Annotated in this window: 11 protein-coding genes; 8 read left to right on the top strand and 3 right to left on the bottom strand. The window is 69.4% G+C overall.

The window, feature by feature from the left end:
* The first annotated feature begins 137 nt into the window (after positions 1-137).
* A complete protein-coding gene (locus tag EDC82_RS15160) occupies positions 138-1,196 on the top strand; it encodes a tyrosine recombinase XerC (protein ID WP_051805989.1) in 1,059 nt (352 codons plus the stop codon).
* A gap of 89 nt (positions 1,197-1,285) precedes the next feature.
* Here EDC82_RS15160 and EDC82_RS09155 read toward each other — a convergent pair whose 3' ends face one another.
* The gene (locus tag EDC82_RS09155) at positions 1,286-1,825 is read right to left on the bottom strand and encodes a M23 family metallopeptidase (protein WP_006944892.1); all 540 of its coding nucleotides are present in this window, start codon (positions 1,823-1,825) and stop codon (positions 1,286-1,288) included.
* Between the two features lie 317 nt (positions 1,826-2,142).
* The gene (locus tag EDC82_RS09150; RefSeq protein ID WP_131941227.1) at positions 2,143-3,372 is read right to left on the bottom strand and encodes an aminotransferase class I/II-fold pyridoxal phosphate-dependent enzyme; all 1,230 of its coding nucleotides are present in this window, start codon (positions 3,370-3,372) and stop codon (positions 2,143-2,145) included.
* Positions 3,373-3,731: 359 nt separating this feature from the next.
* Here EDC82_RS09150 and rpsB point away from each other — a divergent pair, with 359 nt between their 5' ends.
* The 7 genes from rpsB to rlmN all read left to right on the top strand — a co-directional run bounded on the left by rpsB (position 3,732) and on the right by rlmN (position 10,290).
* Complete coding sequence (gene rpsB / locus EDC82_RS09145) at positions 3,732-4,658, top strand: 30S ribosomal protein S2 (protein WP_062256714.1); 927 nt, start codon at positions 3,732-3,734, stop codon at positions 4,656-4,658.
* A 117-nt stretch (positions 4,659-4,775) separates the two neighbouring features.
* A complete protein-coding gene (gene tsf, locus EDC82_RS09140) occupies positions 4,776-5,603 on the top strand; it encodes a translation elongation factor Ts (RefSeq protein WP_038568786.1) in 828 nt (275 codons plus the stop codon).
* A 219-nt stretch (positions 5,604-5,822) separates the two neighbouring features.
* A complete protein-coding gene (locus tag EDC82_RS09135) occupies positions 5,823-6,728 on the top strand; it encodes a D-hexose-6-phosphate mutarotase (RefSeq protein WP_082740566.1) in 906 nt (301 codons plus the stop codon).
* 71 nt (positions 6,729-6,799) lie between these two features.
* Positions 6,800-7,558, top strand: coding sequence for a UMP kinase (gene pyrH / locus EDC82_RS09130; RefSeq protein WP_006944885.1), 759 nt, complete (start codon positions 6,800-6,802; stop codon positions 7,556-7,558).
* A 54-nt stretch (positions 7,559-7,612) separates the two neighbouring features.
* A complete protein-coding gene (frr, locus tag EDC82_RS09125; RefSeq protein ID WP_006944866.1) occupies positions 7,613-8,173 on the top strand; it encodes a ribosome recycling factor in 561 nt (186 codons plus the stop codon).
* Positions 8,174-8,254: 81 nt separating this feature from the next.
* Positions 8,255-9,088 (top strand): phosphatidate cytidylyltransferase, encoded by an 834-nt coding sequence (locus EDC82_RS09120; protein ID WP_006944862.1) that lies wholly within the window; start codon positions 8,255-8,257, stop codon positions 9,086-9,088.
* Positions 9,089-9,105: 17 nt separating this feature from the next.
* The gene (gene rlmN, locus EDC82_RS09115) at positions 9,106-10,290 is read left to right on the top strand and encodes a 23S rRNA (adenine(2503)-C(2))-methyltransferase RlmN (protein WP_006944853.1); all 1,185 of its coding nucleotides are present in this window, start codon (positions 9,106-9,108) and stop codon (positions 10,288-10,290) included.
* A gap of 90 nt (positions 10,291-10,380) precedes the next feature.
* Here rlmN and EDC82_RS09110 read toward each other — a convergent pair whose 3' ends face one another.
* Complete coding sequence (locus EDC82_RS09110; RefSeq protein ID WP_006944873.1) at positions 10,381-11,484, bottom strand: LOG family protein; 1,104 nt, start codon at positions 11,482-11,484, stop codon at positions 10,381-10,383.
* Positions 11,485-11,493: the final 9 nt, after the last annotated feature.

Genomic DNA, 11,493 nt, shown 5'->3' with positions numbered 1-11,493 from the left:
GTTCGTGGGAACGCCCCCGGCGCGGGACCAGGGGCGAGGCGCGCTTCCTGCGACGTGTGCTGCGAGCGGTGTGACGCGGCGGGACGTACTCTCGTCGGGTGAGTGGACCGAGCCAGCCACGTGGGCCGAGTGAACGGGTGATCGAGCAGTTCCTCGATCACCTGAGCGCCGAACGCGACCGTTCGACCAACACGGTGCGTGCCTACTCCGTCGACCTGGCGTCCCTGCGCCTCCACCTGACGGAGGCCGGCGTCGCCTCGTGGTCCGACCTCACCCTCAACGACCTGCGCAGCTGGCTGGCCGCGCAGAGCGAGGCGGGCAACTCGCGCAGCACCCTGGCTCGACGGGTGTCGACGGTCAAGACGTTCTGTCGTTGGGCGCGCCGCAGGGGCGTCATCGCGACCGACCCGTCGGTGCGACTCAGCGCGCCGCGCCGCATGACGTCACTGCCCGAGGTGTTGCGAGTCGATCAGGCCGCCGCGATCCTCGATGCGGCGGACGAGGCAGCGGCCGCGGCCGTCCCCGCCGCACGCGGCTGCGGTGAAACAGCCGCTGATGCCGGCTCCGCCACACGCCAGTCAGTTGAGGCGGCCGTCGACGTCGACTCCGAAGCGGGTGAGGCAGGGGCAGCGCCGACGGAGACCGTCTCGCCCCATCAGTCAGCACCGACACCTGCGGCCGGTCCCGAAGAGCGCGCCGTCAGGGCTCGGGACGCCGCCGTCCTCGAACTGCTCTACGCCTCCGGCATGCGCGTGGGCGAGCTGGCCTCCCTCGACGTGAGTGCGCTCGACGAGGCGAACCAGCTCGTGCGTGTCATGGGCAAGGGCCGCAAGGAACGGATGGTGCCGTACGGTCTGCCTGCGCGGGAGGCACTGGAACGGTGGCTGAGGTGCCGTGGGGCGCTCGCGGCCGATGGGGAGCGAGCCCTGTTCGTCGGGGTGCGGGGGCGTCGGATCGACCAACGCATCGTCCGGGAACTCGTCAACCGCGCGACAGCGTCCGTCGACGGCGCGCCGACGCTGTCGCCGCACGCTCTGCGACACAGTGCCGCCACGCACCTCGTCGAGGGCGGCGCCGACCTGCGCACCGTCCAGGAATACCTCGGCCATGCCTCGCTCGCGACGACGCAGATCTATACCCACGTCTCCGCCGAACGCCTCCGGGCCGGGTTCGAACAGGCCCACCCACGCGCGTGAGGCGCGCGTGTCGAGAAACCGCGTCTCTGGTGCCGCGGGGGCCAACCCAAGCCCCCTGACGTGTCGGCGCCGCCGACGAGGCCAGATGCTCACAGGGGCGGAAGAAGTACGGGGCGTCGGTGCGCGATGAGCGTCAGCGGGTCGCGGTAGCTCTTCGGCCCCACCTTGTAACCCCAGTGCAGGCATGCCGGCTCGCAGTGCCCGGGTTCGAGATCGGCCACGTGCTCCCCGCGATGCACGCTCGCCCCCTTGGACACCTGGTGACTGACAGGTTCGTAGGTCGTGTCGAACCCCTGGGGGTGACGGATCGTCAGCACGCCGCGCCCGGCGACACTGCCGCTGAAGGTGACGACCCCGTCAGAGGGCGCGACGACGGGTGCTCCCGGTGACGAGCGCAGGTCGACGCCGCGGTGACCGGCGCCCCACACGACCTCCGGCGGGTCGAAGCGACGCACGACCTCGTGCGGCGTGACCGGCCAGGCGAACCCGGCACTGGGCGCATCGTCCAGCGCGCCGACGCTGGGTCGGGCGAGCGCTTGCGCGGTGGTTGCTTTCCGGCTCGTGTCGACGCTCGCCTGAGTGAGGGCCTGCGTGATGGGCTCTCCGCGGTGCGTGCCGACGACCGCCATGGGCTCCAGCGACGGTTGCGGTGGTGCCGAACGTCGTGGCGGCAGCGGCGCAACGCCCGGGCGTTCGACCCTTGGCCGGGTGAGCCGCGGCCGGACGGGCATCGAGGCCCTCGGTTTCTCAGCCCCGCCCACCACAGAGGGGCCCACCACCGACGATCCCACCACCGACGGGCTCACCACGGCGAACCCCACGAGGCCGGCGGAACCCACGGCGAGCAGGGACGAGACGATGCGCAGGATGGCCATGTCGGCAGTCTGCAGCGCACACGCCGTGGGGCCGCGGCGTCAGCCCGAGACCCTGTGGACGGGCCTGCAGATCACGTCGTTCGCGCGCTGCGGCCGTACGTATCCACAAGCCGCTCGATCGCAGCGTCGATGACGGAGCGCTGCTTGCAGAACGCGAAGCGCAGCACACTCGTCATGCCGGAGGCGTCCGGATCGTCGCAGAACGCCGACGCCGGAATCGCGACGACCCCCGCCTCCGTCGGCAGGCGCAGCGCGAACTCGGCTGCGTCGTCGACGCCGAGGGGCGCCGCGTCGGCGAGGACGAAATAGCCGCCCTGTGGCGCAACGGCGTCGAACCCGGCGCGCGTCAGTCCGTCGACGAGCAGAGCACTGCGGGCCGCCATCTCGGCGCGCTGTTCGGCGAAGAACGCGTCGGGCAGGCACAGCCCGGCCGCGATGCCGTGCTGCAGCGGCGTGCCGCTCGCAAAGGTCAAGAACTGCTTGACGCTCGCCACCGCGGCGACGAGGTCGGCAGGGCCACTGACCCACCCGATCTTCCACCCCGTCGTGCTGAACGTCTTGCCACCCGAACTGATCGTCAGCGTGCGCTCGGGCATGCCGGGGGTGCTCGCGAAGGGCATGTGCTCGTGCGGCGCGAACGCGAGGTGTTCGTACACCTCGTCGCTGATGACGACGGCGTCGTGGCGCGCGGCGTGCTCGGCGATCGTCGCGCACTCCGCCGCGGTGAAGACCTTGCCGGTCGGATTGTGCGGCGTGTTGAGCAGGACGAGCGCGGTGCGCTCGCTGAACGCCGCGGCGAGGGCGTCCTCGTCGAGCGCGAAGTCGGGGAAACGTAGCGGCACCGTGCGCCGCACGCCGCCGGCACGCGCGATGTCAGCGGCGTAGGAGTCGTAGGTGGGTTCGAACACGACGACCTCGTCGCCGGGTTCGACGAACGCGAGGATCGCGCTCGCCAGCGCCTCCGTCGCTCCGACGGTGACGAGGACGTCGGTGTCGGGGGAGACCTCCAGCCCGTACCAGTGGTGCTGGTGCGCGGCTATCGCCTCGAGCAGCGTCCGCTCACCACGCGCCGGCGGGTACTGGTTCGCGCCGTCGGCGATGGCCTGGCGGGCCGCTGCGAGCACGGCCTCGGGGCCGTCGGCGTCGGGGAAGCCCTGGCCGAGGTTGAGCGCGCCGGTCTCGGCCGCGAGCGCCGTCATGCGCGAGAAGATCGTCTGCCCGCCGGCGGGGCGGATGGCGCTGCGTCGGCCCGCACGGGGCGCGGGCGAGGTCTGCGGTGCTGGCGTCGTCGAGTCGCTCATCGCTCCAATCTAGGACCCCTGGCGGCGATTTCGGGTTGCCCCCTCGAGCCGGTACGCTGGAGGCACGTCTTGTGTGCCCTGATGCGCGTCGCCCACCTGATCGCACCTCCGGCTTCGAGTTCCGTCTCGAGAGCCGGGTCGAGCAGAGGTGATGTGTGGGCGGGCCGCGAGACGAATTCGCGTGGCCTCACGCCTCGTACATCCTGCTCTCGCAGGGCGTACGTCGCGGGCCCTCGCCCTTCGGTCCGTCGATCGTGAACCTCTGTGAGGGGAATGGCCGACGGTGGGTGATGGTCGGGCCGCCAGGGCAGCAATCCGGCTGCACGAACTGAAACCTCGACATGAAAGGGGACTTCGGCATGGCCGTCGTCACCATGCGCCAGCTCCTCGAGAGCGGCGTCCACTTCGGACACCAGACCCGTCGTTGGAACCCGAAGATGAAGCGCTTCATCATGACGGAGCGCAACGGCATCTACATCATCGACCTCCAGCAGTCGCTGACCTACATCAACGACGCCTACGAGTTCGTCAAGCAGACGGTCGCCCACGGCGGCACGATCCTGTTCGTCGGCACGAAGAAGCAGGCTCAGGAGTCGATCGCCGAGCAGGCCACCCGCGTCGGCATGCCGTACATCAACCACCGTTGGCTCGGTGGCATGCTCACGAACTTCCAGACGATCAGCAAGCGCCTCGCGCGCCTGAAGGAGCTCGAGGCTCTCGACTTCGACGACGTCGCCGGCTCCGGCTACACGAAGAAGGAGCTGCTGCTCCTGTCGCGTGAGAAGGCGAAGCTCGAGCTCGTCCTCGGCGGCATCCGTGAGATGTCGAAGATCCCGTCGGCCGTCTGGATCGTCGACACGAAGAAGGAGCACCTCGCCGTCGACGAGGCGCGCAAGCTGGGCCTGCCGGTCATCGCGATCCTCGACACGAACTGCGACCCCGACGAGGTCGACTACAAGATCCCGGGCAACGACGACGCCATCCGTTCGGTCGGCATCCTCACCCGCGTGATCGCCGACGCCGTCGCCGAGGGCCTCGTCGCCCGATCGTCCGGCAAGTCGGGCGAGTCGGCCGCCGAGCCGATGGCCGAGTGGGAGCGCGAGCTGCTCGCCTCCGACGCCGGCGCGAAGGCCGCCGCTGACACGGACACCGAGACGGGTCCGTCGTCGATCAAGAAGGCTGCTGACGAGACGGCTGCCGCTGACTCGACGAACGCTGACGAGGCCGCTGCCGTGGCCGAGGTCGACGAGAAGACGGCGACCGAGGTCGCCGACTCCCAGGCCTGAGAAACTGGCTCGACGTTCATGACGTCTTCCCCCGGCGCCGGCACTGCTCGTGGCAGTGTCGGCGCCGGGGGAGCGTAAACCCCCTGCATTCTTTCGACTCAGAGGAGCGAAACACTCATGGCGAACTACACCGCCGCTGACATCAAGGCGCTGCGCGAAGCTACCGGCGCCGGCATGATGGACGTCAAGAAGGCACTCGACGAGGCTGACGGCGACAAGGCCAAGGCCACCGAGATCCTGCGCGTCAAGGGCCTCAAGGGCGTGACGAAGCGCGAGGGTCGTTCCGCTTCGAACGGCCTCGTCGCCGCGAAGGTCGAGAACGGAGTCGGCACGCTGGTCGAGGTCAACTGCGAGACCGACTTCGTCGCGAAGGGCGACAAGTTCATCGCCCTCGCCGAGCAGGTTCTCGACCAGGCTGTCGCGGTCGAGGCCGCTGACGCCGATGCGCTGCTGAAGAGCAACATGGGCGGCAAGACGGTCGCGGAGGTTCTCGACGAGGCCAACGCGACGATCGGCGAGAAGATCGAGGTGCGTCGTGTGGCGCGTCTCGAGGGCGAGAACGTGACGGCGTACCTGCACAAGACGAGCCCTGACCTGCCGGCGCAGATCGGTGTTCTCGTGGCACTCAAGGGTGGCGACGAGGCGACGGCTCGTGACATCGCGATGCACATCGCCGCGTTCTCCCCGTCGGTGCTGACGCGCGACGAGATCGACGCCGAGGTCGTGGAGAACGAGCGTCGTGTCGCTGAGGCCACGGCCAAGGAGGAGGGCAAGCCGGAGGCTGCTCTGCCGAAGATCATCGAGGGCCGTGTCAACGGGTACTTCAAGGAGAACGTGCTGCTGGAGCAGCCGTTCGCGAAGGACGCGAAGAAGACGGTCAAGAAGGTCGCTGATGAGGCAGGCGCGGAGGTTTCGGGCTTTGCGCGGTTCAAGGTCGGTGTGTGACCGAGCGGGAACCGGAGGTTGAGGCCCAGACGCGCGCAGCGCGTCCGGGCCTCGGCCGTAGGTGAGCGCGAAGTCAGACGCCAGAAAGAATGGCGTCTGGCACCGCTCGTTCAACTCACCGCATGGCGCCAGACGAGGCCCGGATCGCGCGCAGCGCGTCCGGGCCTCGCGGCGTGAGGTGGGGGCTCGTCACGTCGCTGGAGGGACTAGCGTGTGTCCATGAGTGGCTTCATGGTGGATCTGCCGGAGTGCGTGCGTCGCGTCGAGGGGGTCTCGGGCCTGCCGGCGCTGGAGGTATTAGGGCCGCGGTCGTCGGGTGTCGTGCAGTTGCACGGCGGTCAGGTGACGAGTTTCGTGCCGCGTGGTGGGCGTGAGCTGTTGTGGCTGAGTCCGTTGGCACAGGCGGGTCCGTCGACGGCGATCCGCGGCGGCGTCCCGGTGTGTCTCCCGTGGTTCGGTGCGGGCCGTGACGGCGGGCTGTCGCCGTCGCACGGCCTGGCGCGTCGGGCGCGGTGGAGGCTGCACTCGGTGCGCGAGGAGGGCGAGGCGGTCATCGTCTCGCTCGTGGTCACTCCCGAGGCGGTCGCGCAGCTCGACGGCGCCGAGCACTGGCCGCTGGGGCTGTTCGCAACCCTCGAGATCACGTTCGGCGATGCTCTCGGGCTGCGCCTCGTCGTGCGCAACGAGGGCTCAGACCCGCTGACGTTCGAGGCAGCGCTGCACACGTATCTCGCGGTCGACGACGTGCGCACGGTGCGTGTCGAAGGGCTGACGGGTGCGTCGATGCTCGATCAGGCCAGCGGGGAGCGCTCACGCGTCGAGGGTGACCTGACGTTCGACGGCGAGGTCGACGTCGTCGTCACGGCGCCGAAACAGCCCATCACCGTCGTCCAGGGGCGGACGGAGGGGCGGACGCCGATCTACCGCATCGAGCGCGAGAATCTGCCGGATGCGGTCGTGTGGAACCCCGCCCAGCAGAAGACCGCCTCGCTCGCGGACGTGCCCGACGACGCGTGGCCGCGGTTCGTCTGCGTCGAGGCGGCCACGATCAAGGACGACGCCGTCACCCTCACCCCCGGGCAAGACACAGCACTGGGCGCGACGTACGCTCCGCTCGCAGACTGAAGTTTTTCGGCTGCCCTCAGCAGTGTGAAAAGATTGGCCGACTCATGCCCGACGAAGCGCCAGGAGGCGAAGTGAGCGACACCGACGCGAGCGAGAGGGTGAACGCCTCCCCGGCGATCCCCAGGTACGACCGAGTGCTGCTCAAGCTCTCCGGTGAGGTCTTCGGCGGCGGCAGCGTCGGCGTCGACCCCGACGTCGTGCGGGGCATCGCTCGCCAGATCGCGCCGGCCGTGCGCAGCGGCATCCAGGTCGCGGTCGTCGTCGGTGGCGGCAACTTCTTCCGCGGTGCCGAGCTGCAGCAGAAGGGCATGGATCGTGCGCGTGCCGACTACATCGGCATGCTCGGTACCGTCATGAACTGCCTGGCGCTGCAGGACTTCCTCGAGAAGGAGGGCATCGACACGCGCGTGCAGTCGGCCATCGAGATGACGCAGGTCGCCGAGCCGTACATCCCGCGCCGTGCGATCCGTCACATGGAGAAGGGCCGCGTCGTCATCTTCGGTGCCGGCGCGGGCATGCCGTACTTCTCGACCGACACCGTCTCCGCGCAGCGTGCGCTCGAGACGAAATGCGACGCCGTGCTCGTCGCGAAGAACGGTGTCGACGGCGTCTACTCCGATGACCCGCGCAAGAACCCCGACGCGGTGAAGCTGGATGTCGTCACGCACGCCGACGCGTTGGCGCGCGGGCTCAAGATCGTCGACGCCGCAGCGTTCAGCCTGTGCATGGACAACAAGCTGCCGATGGTCGTGTTCGGCATGGAGGGTGAAGGCAACATCACCCGCGCCCTGCAGGGTGAGAAGATCGGCACGGTGGTCTCCGCGTCCTGACGCGGGGCCGAACGTGGCTGTTCCCGAGAACGTCCGAGAAACGAGAGCGAAACCATGGATATTGACGAGATCCTCCTCGAGGCCGAGGAGAAGATGGACAAGGCGATCGAGGCCACGAAGGAGGACTTCGCCTCCATCCGCACCGGCCGTGCGAACGCGGCGATGTTCAACCGCCTGACGGTCGACTACTACGGTGCGCCGACGCCGCTGCAGCAGCTCGCGTCGTTCCAGACGCCCGAGGCGCGCACGATCCTCATCATCCCGTTCGACAAGTCGGCCATCTCCGAGATCGAGAAGACGCTGCGCGACTCCGACCTCGGCGTCAACCCGAGCAACGACGGCAACCAGATCCGCTGCATCCTGCCTGCCCTCACCGAGGAGCGCCGCAAGGACTACATCAAGATGGCCAAGGACAAGGCCGAGAACGGCCGCGTCAGCGTGCGCAACGTGCGCCGCAAGGCGAACCAGGACATCGACAAGCTGGTCAAGGACAAGGAGGTCGGCGAGGACGACGGCGCCCGCGCCGAGAAGGACCTCGACGCCATGACGAAGAAGCGCGTCGACACCGTCGACGCGCTGCTCAAGGGCAAGGAGGCCGAGCTGCTCGAGGTCTGACCTCGACGCACGCTCGCATTCGGCATGCCCGCTTCGGCGCAGCCTTCGAGCCCACCCCCGCCGGGGGTGGGCTCGAAGGTCGTGTCCGAGACGCTCGCGCCCGCCCCCGCGAAGAAGAACAAGGCCGGGCGCGACCTCAAGGCCGCCATCACGGCTGCACTCGTGCTCGGCGTGCTCGTCCTCGCGTCTCTGCTCATCCGCAAGGAGGCGTTCGTCGTCCTCGCGACGGCCGCGTCCGTCGTCGGCACGCGCGAGCTGCTCATGGCGATGCCGCCGGCCAAGTTCCGCCCGCCGTGGATCCCCGCTCTCGCCTCGGCGGCCGTCATCCCCGTCGCGGCGTACCTGCTCGGGCCGTCGGCGATGCTCGCGGCGCTCGTCGGCAGCGTCCTCGTCTTCATCGTCTGGGGTGCGGCGAGCAACCGCCTCGCGCCCGACACCGCGTCGGCGGCGCTCATCGCGCTGTACGTGCCGGCGCTCGTGTCGTTCGCGATGATGCTCCTGCATGCTGATGACGGCGTCAGCCGCATCATCACGTTCATCCTCGTGACGATCGGCAGTGACATCGGCGGCTACGTCGCCGGCGTGCTGTTCGGCAAGCACCCGATGGCGCCGACCGTCAGCCCCAAGAAGTCGTGGGAGGGCTTCGCCGGGTCGTGGCTGAGCTGCGTCGTCATCGGCGTGCTGACGGTGACCCTCATCCTGCACGCGCCGTTCTGGGTCGGCATCCTGCTCGGCTCGCTCGTCGTCGTCGCGGCCACCGTCGGCGATCTGTGCGAGTCGATGATCAAGCGCGATCTCGGCATCAAGGACATGAGCAACCTCATCCCGGGTCACGGCGGTCTCATGGACCGTCTCGACTCGCTCGTTCTCGCGGCCCCCGTCACCTGGGCCGTTCTCACCGCGTTCGCCAGCTGAGGCGAGGAGTTCTTCCATTGAGCACCACCGAATCGACCACGACCGACCTGCCCGAGCCGACGGCGAAGCGTCCCGTTCCGGGCCAGCTGACGTTCACCGCGCCGCGGCGCGGCAAGCCGCCGAAGCACCTGGCGGACTTCGACCTCGCCGGGCGTCAGGCGTTAGCGAAGGAGCTCGGGCTGCCCGCGTTCCGCGCCAAGCAGCTGTCGAACCACTACTTCGAACGCTTCGTCGCCGACCCTGCCGAGATGACGGACCTGCCGAAGAACGGGCGCGAGGAGATGGTCGCGCAGCTCATGCCGACGCTGCTGACGAGCATCAAGACGCTCGTCGCCGACGGCGGCAACACGCTCAAGCAGGTGCACCGCCTGTTCGACGGCGCGCTCGTCGAGAGCGTCATCATGCGCTACCCCGGCCGCGTCACGATGTGCATCTCCAGCCAGGCCGGCTGCGGCATGAACTGCCCGTTCTGCGCGACCGGGCAGGAAGGGCTGACGCGCAACCTCACGACGGCGGAGATCGTCGAGCAGGTCGTCGCCGGCGCGCGGTTGCTGCGCTCCGGCGAGCTGCCCGGCCTCGACGACGACGAGCGCGAGACGCCGCTGCGCGTCAGCAACGTCGTGTTCATGGGCATGGGGGAGGCTCTTGCGAACTACCGCCAGGCGATCGACGCGATCAAGCGGCTCGTCTCGCCCGCCCCGGAGGGGCTCGGCATGTCGGCTCGCGGCGTGACGATGTCGACGGTCGGTCTCGTGCCGGCCATCGACAAGCTCGCGGCCGAGGGCATTCCGGTGACGCTGGCGCTGTCGCTGCACGCGCCCGACGACGAACTGCGCAACGAGCTGGTGCCCATCAACACGCGCTGGAGCGTCGACGAGGCCCTCGATGCGGCGCATCGCTACTTCGAGGCGACGGGGCGTCGCGTCAGCATCGAGTACGCGCTCATCAAGGACATCAACGACCAGGGCTGGCGCGCGGATCTGCTCGCGAAGAAGCTCAACGCGCGTGGCAAGGGGTGGGTGCACGTGAACCCGATCCCGCTCAACCCGACGCCGGGCTCGAAGTGGACGGCGTCGCGCAAGGGCGTCGAGCAGAACTTCGTCGAGCGCCTACGCGCGGGCGGCATCCCGACGACGGTGCGCGACACGCGTGGTTCCGACATCGACGGAGCGTGCGGGCAGCTCGCCGCCAAGACGGCCTGACACGAGCAGCTCGCCCCGATCGTCGCCCCAAATGCGTCATTCGTGATGCGTTTGGGCCGATGATGCGTCAAGCCTGAGGCTGCGATGAGCTCAGGCGCCCGTCAACACTGCGAACGCCTCCGCGGGCGTCTCGACGAGGTGGAGGTGGTCGGCGAAGCGTCGCCCCGCCGCGAGCGCGGTGAGCGCCGGCCAGACGGGGACGACGTCCGTCCACTGTGCGCGCCCGACGAGGACGAGGTGCGGCAGCGGCACGTCGTCGGCGGCGTAGTACAGCGGCGTGACGCTCTGGAAGATCTCCTGCACGGTGCCCGCGGCGCCCTCGAGGACGATGATGCCGCCGCTGGCGCCGGCGAGCAGGTCGTCCTCGCGCAGGGCGTTGGAGAAGAACTTGGCGATGACGTCACCGAAGACGTTGGGCGGTTCGTGGCCGTAGAACCACGTCGGGATGCCGACGCTGCGCACGTCGTCACCCGCGCCATCAGCCACGCCCAGCAGCTCGCGCGACGCGAAAGCGCTGTGCGCCCAGGCGTCGATGCTCGGACGGAACGACTCGACGCTCGCCAGGCACTCCAGCGCCGTGTCGAGGCCGCCGACGCGGTCAGCCGCGCCGAGGTTCGCAGCCTCCATCGCGCCGGGCCCGCCGCCGGTCAGGACGACGTGGCCGCCGCCGGCGAGATCACGCGCCAACCGGGCGATCTCGGCGTACGCGGTACTCGTGCGTCCCATCGCGTGACCACCCATGATGCCGACGGTGCGTCGGCCCTCGAGGCTCTCGTGCAGGGCGTCGCGCATCGACTCGTCGTGCAGCCCGCGCATGGCGCCCGCATAGGCGTCATGCGCCACGCGGCAGTCACGCGACCAGCGATACGCCTGCGCGTCAGGGGTGTGTTCGTAGCCGCGCTCGAGGCCAGCATAGAGCTCGCCGGCGGAGTAGAGACGCGCGCGGTAGGGGTCGATCGGCAGGTGCGGATCGCTGGGAAACAGGATGGCGCCGCGGTCGGTCAACGTCCGAGCCGTGGACGCCGGCACGTGGCCGCCGAGCACGACGAGACCGTCGAAGCGGTTCGGCAGAGCGATCAACGCCTCGCCGGCAGCGCTGGCGAGGTCGACGCCCTGCAGCCGCAGACCGCTGACGGTTCCGCCGTCCTGCAGATGGGCGAGCAGCTCGTCGGCCGAGTGGATCTCACGAAGCATGAGGCCAAG

Origin of the sequence: Dermacoccus sp. SAI-028 (genome assembly GCF_004346775.1) — a bacterium.
In the GTDB taxonomy this organism is placed as follows: Bacteria; Actinomycetota; Actinomycetes; order Actinomycetales; family Dermatophilaceae; genus Dermacoccus; species Dermacoccus nishinomiyaensis.
Note: the sequence above shows the minus strand (reverse complement) of the source record. Positions and strands in the feature narration are given on the sequence as shown.